Origin of the sequence: Bacillus nitratireducens (genome assembly GCF_036320425.1) — a bacterium.
GTDB lineage: Bacteria > Bacillota > Bacilli > Bacillales > Bacillaceae_G > Bacillus_A > Bacillus_A nitratireducens.
Genome location: NZ_JAUMJO010000003.1, coordinates 452653 through 473620 on the forward strand (window position 1 = coordinate 452653; position 20968 = coordinate 473620).

20 protein-coding genes and 1 pseudogene are annotated in these 20968 nt (G+C 37.1%); 17 read left to right on the top strand and 4 right to left on the bottom strand.

Annotated features, from left to right (window positions below; genetic code table 11):
• Positions 1 to 546 (top strand): annotated as a pseudogene (gene exsA, locus Q3V31_RS14275) (spore coat assembly protein ExsA); the annotation flags it as partial.
• Positions 547 to 728: 182 nt separating this feature from the next.
• A complete protein-coding gene (locus tag Q3V31_RS14280; protein WP_001093545.1) occupies positions 729 to 1373 on the top strand; it encodes a YhcN/YlaJ family sporulation lipoprotein in 645 nt (214 codons plus the stop codon).
• A gap of 32 nt (positions 1374 to 1405) precedes the next feature.
• Here the strand turns inward: Q3V31_RS14280 and Q3V31_RS14285 are convergent, their stop codons facing one another.
• Positions 1406 to 1849 carry a branched-chain amino acid ABC transporter substrate-binding protein gene (locus tag Q3V31_RS14285; RefSeq protein WP_080119933.1) on the bottom strand — a complete coding sequence of 148 codons (444 nt, stop codon included), beginning with the start codon at positions 1847 to 1849 and terminating at the stop codon, positions 1406 to 1408.
• A gap of 434 nt (positions 1850 to 2283) precedes the next feature.
• Between Q3V31_RS14285 and Q3V31_RS14290 the strand changes: the two genes are divergently transcribed.
• Positions 2284 to 2796 carry a BofC C-terminal domain-containing protein gene (locus tag Q3V31_RS14290; protein WP_000871168.1) on the top strand — a complete coding sequence of 171 codons (513 nt, stop codon included), beginning with the start codon at positions 2284 to 2286 and terminating at the stop codon, positions 2794 to 2796.
• A gap of 13 nt (positions 2797 to 2809) precedes the next feature.
• Here Q3V31_RS14290 and Q3V31_RS14295 read toward each other — a convergent pair whose 3' ends face one another.
• Positions 2810 to 3754 (bottom strand): iron-hydroxamate ABC transporter substrate-binding protein, encoded by a 945-nt coding sequence (locus tag Q3V31_RS14295; protein WP_000823596.1) that lies wholly within the window; start codon positions 3752 to 3754, stop codon positions 2810 to 2812.
• A gap of 188 nt (positions 3755 to 3942) precedes the next feature.
• Between Q3V31_RS14295 and ruvA the strand changes: the two genes are divergently transcribed.
• Genes ruvA through yajC form a run of 6 tightly spaced genes read left to right on the top strand, consistent with a single transcriptional unit; the run spans position 3943 to position 8276 of the window.
• Entirely contained in the window at positions 3943 to 4560 is a 618-nt protein-coding gene (gene ruvA, locus Q3V31_RS14300) for a Holliday junction DNA helicase RuvA (RefSeq protein ID WP_000464515.1), read from the top strand.
• 5 nt (positions 4561 to 4565) lie between these two features.
• Entirely contained in the window at positions 4566 to 5567 is a 1002-nt protein-coding gene (gene ruvB / locus Q3V31_RS14305) for a Holliday junction branch migration DNA helicase RuvB (RefSeq protein WP_000344469.1), read from the top strand.
• Entirely contained in the window at positions 5564 to 5764 is a 201-nt protein-coding gene (locus Q3V31_RS14310) for a DUF2905 domain-containing protein (RefSeq protein ID WP_000138162.1), read from the top strand. Before ruvB ends, Q3V31_RS14310 begins: the two co-directional genes overlap by 4 nt.
• Positions 5765 to 5783: 19 nt before the next feature.
• Positions 5784 to 6836 (top strand): tRNA preQ1(34) S-adenosylmethionine ribosyltransferase-isomerase QueA, encoded by a 1053-nt coding sequence (queA, locus tag Q3V31_RS14315; protein ID WP_000354023.1) that lies wholly within the window; start codon positions 5784 to 5786, stop codon positions 6834 to 6836.
• A 12-nt stretch (positions 6837 to 6848) separates the two neighbouring features.
• The gene (tgt, locus tag Q3V31_RS14320; RefSeq protein ID WP_000125371.1) at positions 6849 to 7988 is read left to right on the top strand and encodes a tRNA guanosine(34) transglycosylase Tgt; all 1140 of its coding nucleotides are present in this window, start codon (positions 6849 to 6851) and stop codon (positions 7986 to 7988) included.
• Positions 7989 to 8015: 27 nt separating this feature from the next.
• Positions 8016 to 8276: a preprotein translocase subunit YajC gene (yajC, locus tag Q3V31_RS14325; RefSeq protein WP_001068062.1), complete on the top strand. Its 261-nt coding sequence runs from the start codon at positions 8016 to 8018 to the stop codon at positions 8274 to 8276.
• 36 nt (positions 8277 to 8312) lie between these two features.
• On the opposite strand, the gene Q3V31_RS14330 is transcribed toward yajC, so the two are convergent.
• Positions 8313 to 8696 carry a TIGR04086 family membrane protein gene (locus Q3V31_RS14330; protein ID WP_000349128.1) on the bottom strand — a complete coding sequence of 128 codons (384 nt, stop codon included), beginning with the start codon at positions 8694 to 8696 and terminating at the stop codon, positions 8313 to 8315.
• Between the two features lie 103 nt (positions 8697 to 8799).
• On the opposite strand from Q3V31_RS14330, the gene Q3V31_RS14335 reads away from it, so the two are divergent.
• Positions 8800 to 9456 (top strand): DUF421 domain-containing protein, encoded by a 657-nt coding sequence (locus Q3V31_RS14335; protein ID WP_000455376.1) that lies wholly within the window; start codon positions 8800 to 8802, stop codon positions 9454 to 9456.
• A 29-nt stretch (positions 9457 to 9485) separates the two neighbouring features.
• Here the strand turns inward: Q3V31_RS14335 and spoVB are convergent, their stop codons facing one another.
• Complete coding sequence (gene spoVB / locus Q3V31_RS14340) at positions 9486 to 11045, bottom strand: stage V sporulation protein B (protein ID WP_329765529.1); 1560 nt, start codon at positions 11043 to 11045, stop codon at positions 9486 to 9488.
• Positions 11046 to 11231: 186 nt separating this feature from the next.
• On the opposite strand from spoVB, the gene Q3V31_RS14345 reads away from it, so the two are divergent.
• The 7 genes from Q3V31_RS14345 (at position 11232) to Q3V31_RS14375 (ending at position 20962) form a co-directional block, all read left to right on the top strand.
• The gene (locus tag Q3V31_RS14345) at positions 11232 to 11516 is read left to right on the top strand and encodes a post-transcriptional regulator (RefSeq protein ID WP_000884547.1); all 285 of its coding nucleotides are present in this window, start codon (positions 11232 to 11234) and stop codon (positions 11514 to 11516) included.
• Positions 11517 to 11797: 281 nt separating this feature from the next.
• Positions 11798 to 14062: a protein translocase subunit SecDF gene (secDF, locus tag Q3V31_RS14350; RefSeq protein ID WP_098764396.1), complete on the top strand. Its 2265-nt coding sequence runs from the start codon at positions 11798 to 11800 to the stop codon at positions 14060 to 14062.
• Between the two features lie 154 nt (positions 14063 to 14216).
• Positions 14217 to 15110, top strand: coding sequence for a cation diffusion facilitator family transporter (locus Q3V31_RS14355; RefSeq protein WP_329765530.1), 894 nt, complete (start codon positions 14217 to 14219; stop codon positions 15108 to 15110).
• A 101-nt stretch (positions 15111 to 15211) separates the two neighbouring features.
• Positions 15212 to 17551 carry a single-stranded-DNA-specific exonuclease RecJ gene (recJ, locus tag Q3V31_RS14360; RefSeq protein ID WP_329765531.1) on the top strand — a complete coding sequence of 780 codons (2340 nt, stop codon included), beginning with the start codon at positions 15212 to 15214 and terminating at the stop codon, positions 17549 to 17551.
• A 46-nt stretch (positions 17552 to 17597) separates the two neighbouring features.
• Positions 17598 to 18110 (top strand): adenine phosphoribosyltransferase, encoded by a 513-nt coding sequence (locus Q3V31_RS14365; RefSeq protein WP_000346222.1) that lies wholly within the window; start codon positions 17598 to 17600, stop codon positions 18108 to 18110.
• A 210-nt stretch (positions 18111 to 18320) separates the two neighbouring features.
• A complete protein-coding gene (gene relA / locus Q3V31_RS14370; RefSeq protein ID WP_001262798.1) occupies positions 18321 to 20504 on the top strand; it encodes a GTP diphosphokinase in 2184 nt (727 codons plus the stop codon).
• Positions 20505 to 20521: 17 nt separating this feature from the next.
• Positions 20522 to 20962, top strand: a complete 441-nt coding sequence (locus tag Q3V31_RS14375) for a D-tyrosyl-tRNA(Tyr) deacylase (protein WP_001266959.1) — start codon at positions 20522 to 20524, stop codon at positions 20960 to 20962.
• Positions 20963 to 20968 lie beyond the last annotated feature (6 nt).

Here is a 20968-nt window from a genome sequence, read left to right on the forward strand (position 1 = left end):
CCGATAATGGATAACAACCAAATGCCGAATATGATGCCGATAATGGATAACAATCAACCGCCGAATATGATGCCGATAATGGATAACAACCAAATGCCGAATATAATGCCGATAATGGATAACAATCAAATGCCAAACATGATGCCGATAATGGATAACAATCAACCGCCGAATATGATGCCATATCAAATGCCGTATCAACAGCCAATGATGCCACCATATCCGCAGTATCAGCAACAAAATCCATACAATCAAATGCCGTATCAACAAATGGCGCCGCAATATACTTCTATGCCAAATCCGAATATGATGCCAATGGATAATAATATGCCGCCACTCGTGCAAGGTGAAGAAGATTGTGGATGCGGAGGAGAAAATAGGTTATATAGTCCACAACCAGGTGGACCGCAATATGCTAATCCATTATATTATCAACCAACTCAGCCAGCATATGCACCACAGCCAGGAACGATGTATTATCAACCAGATCCACCAAATGTATTTGGAGAGCCAGTTTCGGAAGAAGAGGACGAAGAGGAAGTTTAAAAAAAGGTGGGGTTATTCCCGCCTTTTTTTGCATTCATGTTAATTAAAAAAATAAAGTTTTTTTCATCAAGTGTTAGAAAATTCCTAGTGAAATATTAACAGTGTAAAAAACTACTCTGTTACTCATCATAAGAGGGAGCTTTTCAGAAGAGAAGCTCATTCTAACAGAGGGGGTTTTTGTATTGAATACGAAAGTAAAAGTTATCGCTGCTTCTTTGTTAGTTACCAGTGCATTAGCTGCATGTGGTACACCAAAAAATAATAATGCCATGGATGGACGTAACTACAATTACGAGCGTACATCTTATAATGATACACACCAGTATCGTGATAATGTAGCGCGTAACGATCGCTATACAGATTATGTAACATATAGAAACGGTCGTAACGATACAGGATACAACTATTACCGTGATGTAAATTACAACGGGCAAATTGCTAATCCGCATCCAACTCGTAATATTACAATGAACAATTCATACATTAACAATGATGGTAAAACTGCGGAGAAAATTACGAATCGTGTGAAACGTATGAATAACGTAGACCGAGTTTCTACAGTTGTATATGGAAACGATGTAGCGATTGCGGTAAAACCACGTAATACAACGACGAATGAAACAGCGATGGCAAACGAAATTCGTCAAGCTGTTGCGAATGAAGTTGGAAATAGAAACGTATATGTTTCTGTAAGAAATGACATGTTTACTCGTGTCGATGCAATGAGTACGCGTTTACGTAACGGCACAGTTACAAACGATTTTAATCGTGACATAACAAATATGTTCCGAGATATTCGTTACGGTTTAACTGGTACTATGCGATAACAAATCAAAGAGGAAGGGCTAGCCCTTCCTCTTTATTTATCATCATCTTGTAAACGACGTTTTTTTATGAAATAACTAACGGAATAAGAAGTTAAAAAGCATATGAAGAAAATACTACCTGTAAGGATAGCTTCAAACAGAGGTCTTTCTGGACTGAAAATGATATAAATAATAGCTATAATAATTCCAACAATAAGAGAACGTAAAACAATTTTGTAATAAGGAGTTAACTTTATATCCTTTTCACTTTCTTCTACATCGATTGAAACGCTTAACTGTAAATAAGCAATTAAAATACTCGTAAGCATAAATAATAACCATAATGGAGATTTTGTAATTTGATCCATTCCTTCAGTGAATCCGATATACCCTAAAATTCCAATTATACCGAGTGATTGAAAAAGAAAGGCAATACGTATGTTTTTTAACGTTTGCAGAATGAGTCGTTCATCCTTAATTTTTTTCACAATATCCATCTCCTGTTAATTATGATTTCGCTGTTATATTAATTGTAACATATATATTACATTTATCAATTTATAATTTACATATAATTCATTTGGATGAAAGAGGAAATATAATATTTTTATAAACATGTTGCGCTTCTATCTTATTAATGTTATATTAGCAAAGCGATGAGCTAATTTACGTAAGACGAGAGATATGCTTAAGTGCTAAACACGCGAATGTGGTCGCCTGGTTTCTCGCCGTAAACGCATCAAGACGCCTGCTTTGCAGGCGTCTTTCATTTTATATAAAAGTAAATGATACATGCAGATGAGGGATAAACCCTTGTCTGCATTTTTTATTTTCCCTAGAAATTTAATACTAGTGTTTATATGGATAAAACCCCCATTTCCGGAAAAGCTACAAATGAAAGTATGATTTTGCCTAGAAGAGGTGAACGGAAATGAAATGGATACTAATTGCATTGCAAGCTTTCGTTATGATGTTTTGCTTAGCTTATGGATCCGATGTGAGGGCAGAAGTAGTAGAAAAAGAACCTCAAGTTACAATTTTATTAGAGCGCATGTATGTTGACGGAGAAGTAAGTGAGGAAATACTGACAGAAAAAGTAGCGGATTTAGAAAAGTTTTTGCAGCAATATAAGGAATGGCAACTTGTTGATCGTGATGATGTGCAAATCGTATTACAAAAGAAAGTTGATGATATTTCTCCTTTACTGAAAACGAGCGGGTATTTTGGTGTTTCAGAGGAAGGGATATTACAAATTTTCAAAGGGGTACCGAAAAGTGATAACGCGATCCACTCCTTCTTTCAAATTGATATGAAAAAGCTTGAGAGTTATGAGCGTGCGAAATTGAAACGTGGTATTCGCATAAAATCAAAAGAAGGTTTTGTGAAGACAATCGAAAAAATGAAGCAGTATGCAGTGCAAAATAATAAGAAAAGCAGCTCATGATGAGCTGCTTTTCTTATTTGTTTTTAGCTAAAATTTCTTTTGCAATTTCATCAATTAGCATGTCTTTTCCGATTGGATTGAATGCTTTCGTATTGAAGACTTCATTTGATACTTCGTATACGTGATTGCTTTTTACGGCTTTATTGTCTTTCCAAACGGCACTGTTTTTATAGTCCTCGTACACTTTATCAGCTTCACCGCCGAAGTTTACGATAAACATTTGGTCAGGCTGGAATGCAACAAGACCTTCTAGTGATACTTGTGCCATCGTTTGTTTTAAATCTGTACCTTTTGTTGCTGGAAGCTTTAAATCATTAAAGATGATGTCACCGTATCCAAAGCTACCGTATACACGGAAGTTTTGAGGTGTAACTGCGACGAACATAAAGTTTTCATCTTTTGTTTTTTCTTTAATTTTTTTTGATAAAGAGTCTGCTTTTTTATCGTAATCTGCAATCCATTTGTCAGCTTTCTTCTCTTCGTCAAATAGTTTACCTACTTCTTTAAACTTACCACGCCAGTCTTCTAGATTTGTTTCTAGAACAACTGTCGGTGCCACTTTTTCTAGTTGATCATAAATTTTCAATTGACGATTGTTTAAAATAATTAAGTCTGGTTTTAAAGCTGTAACAGCCTCTAGGTCAACTTTAGGCGCCCAGTACCAGCCGACTGCTTTTACTCCGTCTAGCTTTTCTGTTAAGTGATTTTGGATTTTATCTTTATATGTGTTTGCTGTACCAACAGGCTTATGTCCAAGGATTAATAATTCCTCTGTTGATCCAGATAAGTCAACAATTCTCTTTGGATTAACTGGAATTGTTGCTTCCCCTTTAGCATGTTTTACAACTTTCGTTTTCGGTTGTTCTTTTGCTTTTGACTCTTCTTTTTGAGAAGAACAGCCAACGATAGAAAGAACAACTAGCATAATAGTAAATAAAATAAATAGCTTACGTTTCATCCCGATGTAACCCCTTTAATTAGTATTGATAATCATTATCGACTTCTGTATATTAAGGTGCTTTATCCTTTCTGTCAATGGAAAATAACAGAAGTTTCAAATAGAGAACATTTGTTGGGGCAGTCTCGCTTTTCTATTGTTAAATATGTTAAAATGGAATACATGATTTGAGAGGGAGAGATTGTATTTTGTTTGAATATGTTACAGGTTACGTGGAGTATGTAGGACCGGAATATGTCGTAATTGACCATAATGGAATTGGTTATCAAATTTTCACACCAAATCCGTATGTATTTCAAAGAAGTAAGCAAGAAATCCGTGTCTATACATATCATTATGTGAGAGAAGATATTATGGCACTTTACGGGTTTAAAACACGTGAAGAGCGTTTATTATTTACAAAGTTGTTAGGTGTGTCTGGCATTGGGCCAAAAGGAGCTCTTGCAATTTTAGCTTCTGGTCAAACCGGACAGGTCGTTCAAGCGATTGAACATGAAGATGAGAAGTTCTTAGTGAAGTTCCCGGGCGTTGGAAAGAAAACAGCGCGCCAAATGATTTTAGATTTAAAAGGAAAACTAGCAGATGTCGTGCCAGATGCATTTGTTGATCTGTTCTCGGATGTCGAAAGTTTTGATCAGAAGAAGGGTTCATCAGTGGAACTTGACGAAGCACTGGAAGCATTGCGTGCACTTGGTTATGCAGAACGAGAAGTTTCTCGCGTTGTACCAGAGTTATTAAAAGAATCATTAACGACGGATCAATATATTAAAAAGGCACTTAGTCTTTTACTAAACGGTAAGAGGTGAGTATAATGGACGAACGTCTCCTTTCAGGGGAATCTGGATACGAAGATGCGGATTTAGAGTATTCATTACGGCCACAGACGCTCCGTCAGTATATTGGCCAAGATAAAGCGAAACATAATTTAGAAGTGTTTATTGAAGCGGCGAAAATGCGTGAAGAAACGTTAGACCACGTACTTTTATATGGCCCACCTGGACTTGGTAAAACGACGCTTGCGAATATTATTGCCAATGAAATGGGTGTTAACATTCGAACGACGTCAGGTCCCGCAATTGAAAGACCAGGAGATTTAGCAGCTGTATTAACAGCGCTTCAGCCTGGAGATGTATTATTTATTGATGAAATTCATCGTTTGCATAGATCTATTGAAGAAGTGCTATACCCGGCGATGGAAGATTTTTGCCTTGATATCGTGATTGGAAAAGGACCATCAGCGCGCTCTGTACGATTAGACTTACCTCCATTTACGCTAGTTGGGGCAACGACGCGTGCAGGTGCATTATCAGCACCACTTCGTGACCGTTTCGGTGTACTTTCACGATTAGAGTATTATACAGTAGATCAGCTTTCTGCGATTGTCGAACGTACAGCAGAAGTGTTTGAAGTTGAAATAGATTCGTTAGCTGCACTAGAAATTGCAAGACGTGCTCGTGGTACACCTCGTATAGCGAATCGTTTATTACGACGTGTACGGGACTTCGCACAAGTTCGCAGCGACGGAACAATTGCAATGGAAATTACACAAATGGCGTTAGAACTACTACAAGTAGATAAATTAGGTCTTGATCATATTGACCATAAATTATTACTTGGTATTATTGAAAAGTTCCGCGGTGGTCCAGTTGGACTAGAAACAGTTTCGGCGACGATTGGGGAAGAATCTCATACGATTGAAGATGTGTATGAGCCATATTTATTACAAATTGGCTTTTTACAACGAACTCCAAGAGGCCGTATTGTAACTCCGCTTGCATATGAACATTTCGGAATGGAGATGCCAAAAGCATGACGGAGATGCCAAAGCTGCTTATTACAGCTGGTATTTTACTCATTGTTGTTGGTCTAGCTTGGAAGTTCATTGGAAGACTTCCAGGCGATATTTTTGTGAAAAAAGGAAACGTTACCTTTTATTTTCCTATCATTACATGTATTGTGTTAAGTATTGTATTATCTTTTATTATGTATATAATAAATCGATTTAAATAAGAAATAGGTGGATATAGTTATGGATATTAATCTGTTTGATTTTCATTTACCAGAAGAACTTATTGCACAAGTCCCATTAGAGGATCGTGAAACATCAAGATTAATGGTGTTAGATCGTGAAACCGGTGATATTGAGCATAAACATTTTACAGACATTCTTTCTTACTTACATGAGGGGGATTGCTTAGTTTTAAATGAAACGAAAGTTATGCCTGCTCGTTTGCATGGTGTGAAGGAAGATACAGGTGCACACATTGAAGTACTTCTTCTAAAACAAGAAGAAGGCGATACGTGGGAAACGCTTGTTAAGCCAGCGAAACGTGTAAAAGAAGGAACCGTGATCTCTTTTGGCGAAGGGAAATTAAAAGCAACTTGCACAGGAACTGCAGATCAAGGTGGACGTCAGCTTGAATTTTCATATGACGGCATCTTCTATGAAATTTTAGATGAACTTGGGGAAATGCCACTTCCTCCATATATTAAAGAGACGCTAGAAGATCGCGATCGCTACCAAACAGTATATGCGAAAGAAATTGGTTCAGCAGCAGCGCCGACTGCGGGACTTCACTTTACAGAAGAGTTACTTGAGAAGTTAAAGCAAAAGGGTGTTCAATTAGCTTTCATTACACTTCACGTAGGGCTTGGAACATTTAGACCAGTTTCTGCAGATACGATTGAAGAGCACCATATGCACGCAGAATATTACCATATGTCTGAAGAGACGGCTGTGTTATTAAATCGTGTGAAAGAGAATGGTGGACGTATTATTACAGTAGGTACGACATCAACTCGTACGTTAGAAACAATTGCGACAGATCATGATGGTAAGCTTTGCGCTGCTTCTGGATGGACAGATATTTTTATGTACCCAGGTTATGAATTTAAAGCAATTGATGGTTTAATTACAAACTTCCATTTGCCAAAATCAACATTAATTATGCTTGTAAGTGCATTTTCAAATAGAGATAATGTACTTCATGCTTACAATGAAGCAGTAAAAGAAAAATATCGTTTCTTTAGTTTCGGTGATGCGATGTTCGTTGCATCTCACTCTAAAATGAGAAACAAATAAAAGGAGTAAATTATGACAGCAATTCGTTATGAATTTATTAAAACTTGTAAACAAACGGGTGCGCGTTTAGGTCGTGTACATACGCCACACGGTTCATTTGATACACCAACATTTATGCCAGTTGGTACACTTGCAACAGTTAAAACGATGTCACCAGAAGAATTAAAGGCAATGGATTCGGGCATTATCTTAAGTAATACGTATCACTTATGGTTACGTCCAGGTCATGAAATTGTACGCGAAGCAGGCGGTTTGCATAAATTTATGAACTGGGATCGTGCAATTTTAACAGATTCTGGTGGTTTCCAAGTATTTAGTTTAAGTGACTTCCGCCGTATCGAAGAGGAAGGTGTTCACTTCCGTAACCACTTAAACGGAGATAAATTATTCTTATCACCAGAAAAAGCGATGGAAATCCAAAATGCATTAGGTTCAGATATCATGATGGCATTTGATGAGTGTCCACCATTCCCAGCTACTTTTGAATATATGAAGAAATCTGTAGAGCGTACAAGCCGCTGGGCAGAGCGTTGCTTAAAAGCACATGAACGTCCACAAGATCAAGGTTTATTCGGTATTGTACAGGGTGGAGAGTTTGAAGAGCTTCGTCGTCAAAGTGCGAAAGATCTTGTTTCAATGGACTTCCCTGGATATGCTATAGGCGGTCTATCTGTTGGTGAACCGAAAGATATTATGAACCGTGTTCTTGAGTTTACAACACCACTTCTTCCGGATAATAAACCACGTTACTTAATGGGAGTAGGTTCTCCTGACTCGTTAATTGATGGTGCAATTCGCGGTGTTGATATGTTTGACTGTGTACTTCCAACTCGTATCGCTCGAAATGGTACATGTATGACAAGTGAAGGTCGTTTAGTTGTAAAAAATGCGAAATTCGCTAGAGACTTCGGTCCGCTTGATCCGAACTGTGATTGCTACACATGTAAAAATTACTCTCGTGCGTATATTCGTCACTTAATGAAATGTGATGAAACGTTCGGAATTCGTTTAACGTCTTATCACAACCTTCATTTTCTGTTAAACTTAATGGAGCAGGTGAGACAAGCTATTCGTGAAGACCGTCTTGGCGATTTCCGCGAAGAGTTCTTTGAACAGTATGGCTTTAATAAACCGAATGCTAAAAACTTCTAATACATAATTTAAAAGGAGGAACAAAAGATGAATCCAGGTATGATGAATATCATTATGATCGTTGCGATGTTTGCGATTTTCTATTTCTTATTAATTCGCCCGCAACAAAAGCGTCAAAAAGCAGTTGCTCAAATGCAAAACGAGTTGTCAAAAGGTGATGCTATCATAACGATTGGTGGCTTACACGGTACAATTGAATCAGTAGATGAAACGAAAATCGTTGTTAAATCTGGTGGTTCACACTTAACTTTCGATCGCAATGCGATTCGTGAAGTTGTGAAAAACTAATGATGAAGGCCCTGCATGAAATATGCAGGGCCTTTTTTAGTTATTTTGTTTTGACATATTTACACCGAAAATACCACCGAGTGTACTCGCACCCATTAATGCTAATTGGTAGAGTAACTGTGAGTTCGATAAAGTTTGAGAGAAGCCTAAATAGTTAACTAGAAAAACAAGTATGGCGAATGTAAGTCCTGTTGTGAAACCTACTAGCCAACCTTTCCCTTGCGCCTTTTTTCCAGCAATAAACCCAGACATAAGCATAGATAGAAGAGCTAGTATCAAAATAGTGACGGTTAATGTCCCTTCATTCATATTCGTAAACTTTAACAATAGAGCTATAACCATGCTAGTAATAGATGCGAGGACAAGTAGGGCAATAATACCGAAGCCGATTGCAGTTGATAATTTTTTCGTTCCATCCATTTATGAATTCCCCCTTTTTAATACAAGCATATTTTCATTTTGATCAAGTTAGACTAGTTTCTTTTTTGTAGGGAAGTCTATAAATAAAAAAGGAGATGTAGAAATGGAATGGGTATCAATAATTGGCCGGACGATGCTTTTGTATATCATTATCTTAATTATTTTCCGTCTTATGGGGAAACGTGAAATTGGAGAACTAAGTGTATTAGATTTAGTCGTATTCATTATGCTCGGTGAAATGGCTGTAGTAGCAATTGAAAATACGGATAAATCACTTTGGCATCAATTAGTTCCGATGACTTTTCTTATGTGCATACAAATTATTTTGTCAGTCATTTCTTTAAAGTTTCAACGATTTCGGCATTTAATAGAAGGAGAGCCAGCTATTCTTATAAATGCGGGAAAGATTGATGAAAAAAAGATGCGGAAACAGCGCTATAACATAGATGATTTAATGATGCAATTAAGGGAGCAAGGAGTTGGAGATGTGCGGGATGTGGAGTACGCTATTTTGGAACCATCAGGGAAGTTGTCTATTTTTCAAAAACAAAAAAGTAAAAAGAGTAAAAATGATACGCCTATTTTTACTCTCCCGTTAATTATTGATGGAGAAATTCAATTCAATCATTTGCAAATGATTGAACATACAGACGAATGGCTCATTGGAAAATTAAAAAACTTAGGTTATAACGATATAGCACAAATTTTATACTGCAGCTTTCAAAATGGCCAATTTTTTGTGGATTTGAAAGGAAACTAGAGGCTTACCGTATTAAATAGTAAGCCTATTTACTTCAAAAATGAAAGTTTCCGAATGATAGGGAGGCGACTCAACTCTTCTTTTCGAATGAGTTTGAAAGCAAAGAGGAGGAAAATATAAATGATTGTTGTTAAAGTGATTTCCCATAATGTTTGTACGCCAAGTGAATGAGAGAAAATAATATACTTATGAAGGTAAAAACCGAAGGCACCTGCAATACCGATGGCAAGTCCTCCGAAAATATAGTCTTTTGCATAAATGGTAAATTTAATTTTCTTTAAAACAGTAGCATAGTGAAGGAATGTTACGGTCACTATATTTGCTGCAATAGCAAGGGCAACTCCCATCATTTGAAACTCTGGCTTTGAAGCTAGTACAAAAATAACGATTAATTTCACGATAGCGCCAATAAATGTGTTCATCATTGCAGCTCTTGCTAAGTTTAAAGCTTGCAACACAGATGTAAGTGGGCTTTGAAAATAATGAAATAAAAAGCAAGGTGCAAGAAGTTGGATGAACGCTGTTGCACTGTCCGATCCATACATAAGCGTTAAGACGGGTGAAGCAAATACATATAAAATAACGACTGACCATCCACCAGTAATTAAGGAAATTCGAAGGGCTTGTTGTAAACGGTGTTCCACTAATTTGTGCTGTCTCTTTGCCATTGCTTCACTAATGGAAGGGACGAGTGCTGTAGAAAGAGCGTATGTAATAAAGGCAGGTAGTGATAGAAGCGGGAAGGCGTAACCGTTCAATATACCGTATTGCTGTGTTGCGACAGAAGCGGCAACCCCGGCAATTGCTAGGCTTTGCATAACAACGATAGGTTCAAAGAAATAAGAAACGGAACCGATTAAACGGCTTCCTGTAGTTGGAAGTGCGATATCCATAAGAGAATAAAATGTATTTTTGCTCTCCTTTACCGTAGTGAAAAAACCAGAGCGTATAGATAAATGTTTTTCGCGCTGGAATAAAGTAAGTAAAAATAATAAAGATGCAACTTCGCCAAGAACGGCTGATAGCATTGCGCCAGCTGCAGCATATTCTACGCCGTAAGGTAAAAATAACCGAATGCATACAGCGATAATTGTAATGCGGACAACTTGTTCTATGACTTGAGCATAAGCGCTAGGTTTCATATTTTGTTTCCCTTGGAAATAACCGCGTAAAACAGAAGAAACAGCAATAACAGGAACGACAGGTAAAATGGCCATTAATGGATAGTACGTTCTTTCATCGGTTAATAATGTTTTTGCTAAAATAGGTGTAAGGAGCATAATCCCAATTGTTAAAATGATGCTAATAAAGGAAGTGACAGCTAGTGATACGGTTAATATTTTTTTTATTTTTTGTTTATCGTTCACCGCTTCCGCTTCTGCTACAAATTTTGCGATTGCAACGGGAAGACCTATTTGTGTTAATGTAATTGCTAAAATGAAGGTGGGAACAGCCATCATATAAAGGCCAACGCCTTCTTCGCCTAAAATACGTGCCATTACAATGCGGTTAATAAATCCAAGGATTTTTGTAATAAAGCCAGCTATCATTAAAATAAATGCACCTTTTAAAAAGCTTTGTCTTGTCATACTCTTCTCCTACCTTCTCAAAATCAATGGAATGATTTACAATAATTTATATGCACGTATGAGACAAGAATGACAAGCATTTAAGAGAGTAAAGTGTGAATGGTACTCTTAGAAGTAGTTATTGCTGTCCATTAGAGCGGGAGTAAAAGCGACTTTTCGTGCTGAAATAAGAAGGAGATGTTATATATGTTGGATAAAGAGGCTTTGGTAGAATCATACCGCGGACAGTTACAAGTCGTTTTAGAAAGTAAAGTAGAAGAGTTTCACTTGTTTGGTTATGACCGAGTGACAGATAATGATATTTGGAAGTTTCTCAAGGCGAAAAAGTGGAAAAAGATAGACAGTGATGTTAGGTTATATGAATTAGTAAATGATGTATTAAGAGTAAGTACTAATGAATATATGAATTATTTAACTGTTGAAGCATATCAAGCGCCACTTTGGTCGTTTGATGAATATGAAAATAAATAACCGACTGTAATTGGTTTGTTCTTCCTTTTGCAGTATAATGATAGGTATTGATAAAGAGGAATTAATTATGTCTAAGATTATATATAAAGGAGGTAGTGAAGAGAGAAAATAAATAATGAAAGTGTAGGTATGGTGACAAGCTTACCGACGCAGCTAGTGATGAACTAGCGAAAATACATGTATTTTATAGAAAGTAAGTCTACTAACTAGGCGTATGCACACGTGTAAAAATGAATCGTAAGAGATTTATTGAAAGTGTTAGTAGCAGAAAGAGGGTACATATGGCAAAGCGTGGTACAAGAATTGCCGCCTTTTTCCTCATCGTTTTATTAATTGGTGGAGTAATTGGTGCGGCAGGAAAAGACATAGCAAAAGGAATTAGTCTAGGACTAGACCTTCGCGGTGGTTTTGAAATTCTGTATGAAGTAAAACCAGCCAAAAAAGGTGATAAAATTGACCGAGAGGCACTTGTAAGTACAGTAGGTGCTCTTGAAAACCGTGTCAATGTTCTAGGTGTAAGTGAGCCGAACATTCAAATCGAAGGGCAAGATCGAATTCGTGTACAGCTTGCTGGTGTACAAGATCAGCAAAAAGCACGTGAGATGTTATCAACACAAGCGAAATTAACATTCCGTGATGTAGATGACAACCTTCTTATGGACGGAACGGATTTAAAAGGCGGCGGAGCGAAGCAAACATTTGATGAGCAAGGCCGTGCGAGCGTAGGTCTTACTCTAAAAAGCGCTGAAAAATTCCGTGATGTAACTGAAAAAATTTCAAAAATGCCACCACCAACGAATTTAATGGTAATTTGGCTTGATTTTGAAGAAGGAAAAGATTCGTATAAAGCAGAATCGGCAAAACCGAATCCGAAGTTTTTATCAGCGGCAACAGTAAGCCAAGTGTTTAATCAAGCTGAAGTATCTATCGTAGGTGGAAACTTCACAGTTGAAAGTGCGAAGCAACTTTCATCTTTATTAAATGCAGGTGCACTTCCTGTTGATTTAAAAGAAATGTATTCAACATCAGTTGGAGCGAAATTTGGTCAACAAGCGTTAGAGCAAACGATTTTCGCTAGTGCGATTGGTATCGCTCTTATTTTCTTATTTATGCTTGTATTCTACCGTTTACCAGGAATTGTAGCGGTTATTATGTTAGGTCTATACATTTTCGTTACATTACTTGTCTTTAACTGGATGCATGCAGTTCTTACGTTACCAGGTATTGCGGCGTTAGTGCTCGGGGTAGGTATCGCAGTTGATGCGAATATTATTACGTACGAGAGACTGAAAGAAGAGCTGAAAATTGGTAAGTCAATGATGTCAGCATTCCGTGCTGGTAACCATCGTTCATTAGCAACAATTTTAGATGCAAACGTTACGACTCTTGCAGCGGCTGGTGTATTATTCGTTTATGGTAATAGCTCTGTAAAAGGATTCGCAACAAGTTTAATTGTAAGTATTTTAGTTGGTTTCGTTACGAACGTATTCGGTACGCGTTTCTTACTAGGTTTACTTGTAAAGAGCCGTTACTTCGATAAAAAACCGGGATACTTTGGTGTGAAACAAAAGGATATTATTCCATTAACAAAAGGTGTAGTACATCCACCGACAAGATTTGATCGTATTAACTTCGTAAATATCGGTCATAAATTCCTTGTTTTCTCGATTGTAGTTGTAATTGCAGGTGCAATTATACTACCAATTTTCAAATTGAATCTTGGTATTGACTTTGCGAGTGGTACACGTATCGACTTGCAATCAAAACAAACACTTACTGTGTCTGATGTTCATAAAGATTTTAAAGAATTGAAAATTGATGTGAAGGAAGAAAATATTGTACCGACTGGAGATGACAATAAAGGATTCGCAGTTCGTACATTAGGTGTTCTATCAAAAGATGAAATTGCGAAAACAAAAACATTCTTCCACGATAAATATGGTACAGATCCAAACGTAAGTACAGTTTCACCGACAATCGGTAAAGAAATTGCACGAAATGCATTTATCGCAGTATTAATCGCTTCTGCGGTTATCATTTTATACGTAAGTATTCGATTCAGATTTACGTACGCATTATCTGCAGTACTTGCATTATTACATGACGCATTCGTTATGGTTGTTATATTTAGTATTTTCCAATTAGAGGTAGACTTAACGTTTATCGCTGCGGTATTAACAATCATCGGTTATTCTATCAATGACTCGATTGTTACGTTTGATAGAAACCGTGAGCTATACAAACAGAAAAAACGCGTTCGCGACATAAAAGACCTAGAAGAAATCGTAAACGCAAGTATTCGCCAAACACTTGGACGTTCGATTAACACCGTATTAACAGTGTTATTCCCAGTAATTGCGTTACTTATCTTCGGTAGTGAGTCACTACGTAACTTCTCGTTTGCGTTACTTGTTGGATTAGTTGTAGGTACGTACTCTTCTGTTTTCGTTGCTTCTCAAATTTGGTTAATGCTTGAAAACCGTCGTTTGAAAAAGGGCAAAAACAAGAAAAAGGTTGAGAAAGTAGAATCTGAACCGCAAGTATAAAAAAGATGATGTCTCTTTATGAGGCATCTCTTTTTTCGTTTGTGGATACAATAAGATAGCAACTTTTGAAAGAATAAAATGGAAGAAAGTGGTGAAGTTATCGCTGTTTTTGTTAAAATAAAAAGATAGGTTAAGAAAAGAAGGGATTTTAATTATGGAAAAAGATGAACGTTTTAAACAGGCCGAGTTTGGTGCTATTGTCGGAATCGTTGGTAATATTATATTAGCGATTATAAAAGCGGTAATTGGTTATATTGGAAACAGTAAAGCACTATTAGCGGATGCAGTGCATTCTGGATCAGATGTAATTGGTTCGCTAGCTGTACTTTTTGGATTACGAGCAGCGAAGCAGCCGCCTGATGAAGATCATCCGTACGGTCATGGCAAAGCGGAATCGATTTCAGCGATTATTGTTGCGGTATTATTATTTATTGTTGGACTAGAGATAGCGATTTCGTCTATAAAAGCTTTTTCACAAGAACTAGAACCGCCGAAGGGAATTACGATTTTTGCTGTTATTTTTTCTATTGTCGTGAAAGAAGGAATGTTTCAATATAAATTCCGATTAGGGAAAAGGATAAATAGTGATGCAATTATTGCAAATGCATATGAGCACCGTTCGGATGTATTTTCTTCAATTGCAGCTTTAATCGGTATTTGTGCAGCGATTATTGGTGGTAAGTTCGGTTTAGATTGGCTTGTATATGCCGATCCAATTGCAGGATTATTTGTTTCACTTCTTGTTGCGAAAATGGCGTGGAGTATTGGGGCAGAAGCGATTCACGCAACGCTTGATCATGTTCTTCATGAGGAAGATGTTATTCCGCTTAGAGAAGCAGTACTTCAAATAGATGGTGTGAAAAAAATCGGTTCTTTATATGCGAGGGAGCATGGTCATTACGTTATTGTTGATATTAAGGTTTCTGTAGATCCATACATTACTGTAGAAGAAGGGCACCGCATTGGAAAGTATGTGAAAGAAACGCTTATGAAACAAGATAACGTACAAAATGTTTTTGTACATATAAATCCGTATTCTCCAAATTAAATGGCATTAATATTTTAGTATATGGATATTGCATCGTAGCTTGCATCATATTGTCACCCCTTAATCTGTCTTGTATAATGGATAGGTTAAGGGGTGATTTCGTGTTACAACCGAAGACGCGTTGGAAAGAAAAAGAATATAGTGAAGAGCGAGTGAGTGAATTAGCAAGTAAATTGCAATTATCACCTCTTGTTGTTTCGTTATTCCTCGGTAGAGGATTAGATACAGAAGATAAGATTTTAGATTTTTTAAATACAGAAAATCAAGAATTTCACGATCCATTTTTATTAGAAGGAATGGATAGAACGGTAGAACGTGTAAATAAGGCGATTCAAAATGGAGAGCAAATATTAATATTTGGTGATTACGATGCGGATGGAGTAAGTAGTACGACTGTCTTATATCTTGCGCTTCAAGAATTAGGTGCAGATGTAGAATTTTATATTCCAAACCGTTTTACAGAAGGGTATGGACCAAACGAAGAAGCGTTTCGTTGGGCGCATAGCGCTGGGTTCTCACTAATTATTACCGTAGATACTGGTATTGCAGCGGTACATGAAGCGAAGGTAGCGAAGGACCTTGGAATAGATCTTATTATTACAGATCACCATGAGCCACCGCCAGAATTACCAGAAGCACTTGCAATTATTCATCCGAAATTAGAAGGCGGTGTATATCCGTTTCACTATTTAGCTGGTGTAGGTGTTGCGTTTAAAGTTGCACATGCACTACTAGGCCGTGTACCAGAACATTTATTAGAAATTGCAGTAATTGGTACAGTAGCCGATTTAGTGTCACTTCATGGTGAGAATAGATTGCTAGTGAAGCGCGGTTTAAAGCATATGCGCATGACGAAAAATATCGGACTAAAGGCGCTATTTAAAGTTGCTAACGTTTCGCAAAGTGAAATTACAGAAGAGAGTATTGGCTTCTCACTCGCACCGCGTATTAATGCAGTTGGACGTTTAGAAGATGCTACGCCGGCTGTACATCTTTTATTATCAGATGATCCAGAAGAAGCGAAAGAGCTAGCTGAAGAAATTGATGAGCTGAACAAACTGCGAAAAGATATTGTAAAGCAAATTACAGAAGAAGCTATCGCTGAAGTGGAAAATAAATTCCCGCCAGAAGACAATAAAGTACTAGTACTGGCAAAAGAAGGCTGGAATCCAGGTGTAATTGGAATTGTCGCATCTAAATTAGTTGAACGTTTTTATCGTCCAACGATTGTATTATGCATTGATCCTATAAAAGAAACGGCAAAGGGTTCAGCGCGTAGTATTGCAGGGTTTGATTTATTTGCCAACTTGTCTGATTGTAGAGAGTTATTGCCACACTTCGGAGGGCATCCGATGGCAGCGGGAATGACGCTACATATGAATGATGTAGATGAATTACGCCGCCGCTTAAATGAACAAGCAGAGGTAATTTTAACAGAAGAAGATTTTATTCCAATTACAGCAGTTGATGCTTTTTGTAAGGTGGAGGATGTAACTCTTGCTGCAATTGAGGATATGCAAAAGTTAGCGCCATTTGGTGTTGGAAATCCAAAACCACGTATTGCAGTGAAGGATGCAGAGCTAGAAAGTATTCGTGCAATCGGATCAGATGGCTCTCATTTGAAAATGGCTCTTCGCGATGGGCAAGCGACACTGGATACAATCGGATTTGGTTTTGGTGCCTATGCGAAAGAAATTTCTCCAGTTGCAAAGGTATCTGTAATAGGGGAAGCATCTATCAATGAATGGAATAATTTTAAGAAGCCACAATTAATGGTACAAGATATTGCTGTAGAGGCGTGGCAGTTATTTGATTGGCGTAGTATGCGTAATGTAGAAACGAATGTAGCAGAACTTCCTATAGAAAAAATAACAATGGTGTATTTTTCTGAAGAGGTATTGAATAAATTTTCTTTAGAAGACTATAAAGAGCATATCGTGCATGCATCAGATGTAACGCATTTGGATGATCAATATATTGTGTTACTCGATTTACCGAAAGGAACAGATGAATTGCGCGATTTATTTAAAGTCGGGTTCCCATCTCGAATTTATACGCTATTTTATCAAGAGAATAACCATTTATTTAGTACAGTCCCAACGCGGGAACACTTTAAATGGTACTACTCTTTCTTGAACCAAAAAGCACCATTTTCTTTAAAACAATATGGGGAACAACTATGTCGTCATAAAGGTTGGTCAAAAGACACAGTAAATTTCATGACACAGGTGTTTTTTGAGTTAGAATTTGTTACAATAAAAGACGGTGTCATTTTTATGGCTGAACAAAAACAAAAGCGTGATTTAATTGAATCGAACACATATCGTGAGAAAATGAACCACTTACAATTAGAAAAAGAATTGGTTTATAGCACATATCAGCAACTATATACGTGGTTTGAAACGATTCGTAATCATAAAGAAGTAGAACAGTTAGGGTAAAGGATTTGTATTTACAAACCTTTAAATCTGAGGAGGATTCAGAAATATGGATTTCAAGCAACATATCGCAATTGTACCGGATTATCCAAAAGAAGGTATTGTGTTTAAAGATATTACACCTTTAATGAACGACGGCAAAGCATACAAAGCAGCAACGGACGCAATCGTTGAGTATGCGAAAAAAAGAGATATTGACGTTGTAGTAGGACCAGAAGCACGTGGCTTTATTATCGGTTGCCCAGTTTCTTATGCATTAGAAGTAGGTTTTGCACCAGTTCGTAAACTAGGAAAATTACCACGTGAAGTAATTACAGTTGACTACGGCAAAGAATATGGTACAGATGTTTTAACAATCCATAAAGATGCAATTAAACCAGGTCAACGCGTATTAATTACAGATGATCTATTAGCTACAGGCGGAACAATTGAAGCGACAATTAAGCTAGTTGAAGAACTTGGCGGAGTTGTAGCAGGAATTGCATTCTTAGTAGAGCTTACTTACTTAGATGGTCGTAAAATGTTAGATGGTTACGATGTATTAGTATTAGAAAAATACTAATCACTATATAGGTAAAACTACGGTGATAAAAAGTACCCGTGAATCTCTTGGAGAGGAGCGGGTACTTTTGTATAATTGAACAAAAAAATAAGGTGAAATGTCAGTAAAATCTTTTCCTTTTCACAATTCACAATCATTGGGTTATAATGATAGAATATAATTTATTCTATTTAATAAATACAAAGTCAATTTTCAATAAAAGGTGATTCGATGGCAAATGAGCAAGTACTAACAGCTGAACAGGTACTCGAGAAAGCAAGTCAATATTTAGCGGATGAAGATATTGAGCTAGTGGCACGTGCTTATGAATATGCACGCGATGCACATAGCGAACAATATAGAAAATCGGGTGAACCATATATTATTCACCCAATTCAAGTTGCAGGTATTTTAGTTGATTTACACATGGATCCAGCTACAGTATCGGCAGGTTTCTTGCATGATGTAGTGGAAGATACAGAGATTACATTAGAAGATATTGAACGAGAATTTAATAAAGAAATCGCTATGCTTGTCGATGGTGTTACGAAGCTCGGAAAGATTAAATATAAATCTCATGAGCAGCAACAAGCAGAAAACCATCGCAAAATGTTTATCGCAATGGCTCAAGATATTCGAGTTATTTTAATTAAACTAGCTGATCGTCTTCATAACATGCGTACATTGAAACATTTGCCTCAAGAGAAGCAGCGTCGCATTGCGAATGAAACGTTAGAAATCTTTGCACCTTTAGCACATAGACTCGGAATTAGTACTATTAAATGGGAGTTAGAGGATACGTCACTTCGCTATTTAAATCCGCAACAATATTATCGTATTGTAAATTTAATGAAGCGTAAACGTGCAGAGCGTGAAGAATATTTAGATGAAGTAATGACTGGTATTCGTGAGAAATTAAAAGAAGTTTCAATTCAACCTGAGATTTCTGGAAGACCAAAACATATTTACAGTATTTATCGTAAAATGGCATTGCAAAATAAACAGTTCAATGAAATTTACGATTTACTAGCTGTACGTGTCGTTGTAAATAGTATTAAAGATTGTTACGCGGTGCTTGGAATTATTCATACGTGCTGGAAGCCAATGCCAGGTCGTTTCAAAGATTATATTGCAATGCCGAAAGCGAATTTATATCAATCTCTTCATACGACTGTAATTGGACCAAAAGGTGACCCGCTAGAAGTGCAAATTCGTACGAAAGAAATGCATGAGATTGCAGAATTCGGAATCGCGGCACACTGGGCGTATAAAGAAGGAAAAACAGCAGAAACAACAGGTACATTAGAGAAGAAACTAACTTGGTTCCGTCAAATATTAGAATGGCAAAATGAAGCTTCTAATGCAGAAGAATTTATGGAGTCATTAAAAATTGATTTATTCTCTGACATGGTATTCGTCTTTACACCAAAAGGCGATGTAATGGAATTACCACTTGGTTCTGTTCCAATTGATTTTTCGTATCGTGTCCATTCGGAAATTGGAAACAAGACAATTGGTGCAAAAGTAAATGGGAAAATGGTGACGCTTGATTATAAGTTGAAAACTGGTGACATCATTGAAATTTTAACATCGAAACATTCGTATGGTCCAAGTCAAGATTGGGTAAAGCTTGCTCAAACATCTCATGCGAAAAATAAAATACGTCAATTCTTTAAGAAACAACGTAGAGATGAAAATATTGAAAAAGGCCGTGAACTTGTTGAAAAAGAAGTGCGTGGCTTAGAGTATGAGATGAAAGAAGTATTAGCGCTTGATAATTTAAAACGTGTTGCTGAGAAGTTTAACTTTGCAAATGAAGAAGATATGTTTGCAGCAGTTGGTTATAACGGAATTACAGCAGCGCAAATTGTTACGCGACTAACGGACAAGTTCCGTAAACAACGTGAAGAAGAAGACATCGTTGAAGTTAAAGAAGTTCGTAAACCGATGAAAATTCGAAAATGGGATTCTGGTGTAAAGGTAAGCGGTGCTGATAATTTACTAATTCGTTTATCAAAATGCTGTAACCCAGTTCCGGGTGATGATATCGTTGGGTATATTACGAAAGGCCGAGGTGTATCGATTCATCGTCGTGATTGTGTCAATGTGCATACGGAAGAAGCTGTAGAGCGTTTACTAGAAGTAGAGTGGGAAGGTAGCCCTGAAAAAGAAATTGAATACAATGTTGATATTGAAATTTCAGGCTATGATCGCCGTGGTTTATTGAATGAAGTATTGCAAGCTGTTACAGAAACGAAAACGTATATCTCAGCTGTTTCTGGTAGAAGTGATCGTAATAAGATGGCGACGATTAACATGTCGATTTCTATTCGAAACTTACAGCACTTGAAAAAAGTAGTAGAGCGCATTAAACGTGTTCCAGAAATTTATGCAGTACGACGCATGATGCATTAATAGGGAGTGTAGAAAAGATGAGAGTTGTTTTACAACGATCAAAAGAAGCGTCTGTCACAGTAGACGGTGAGATCGTAGGACAAATTCCGTTCGGTTTAACATTACTAGTTGGCATTACGCATGAAGATACAGAAAAAGATGCAACTTACATTGCAGAAAAAATTGCAAACTTACGTATTTTTGAAGATGAGAGCGGAAAGATGAACCATTCTGTACTTGATGTAGAAGGACAAGTTCTATCAATTTCGCAATTCACATTATACGGAGATTGCCGTAAGGGAAGACGCCCAAACTTTATGGGTGCTGCGAAACCTGACTATGCAGAGCGTTTATATGATTTCTTTAATGAGGAAGTTCGTAAGCAAGGATTGCATGTAGAAACAGGGAAGTTCGGAGCAATGATGGACGTTTCTTTAATCAATGATGGTCCGGTGACCTTAATTGTGGATAGTAAATAGTGTTGT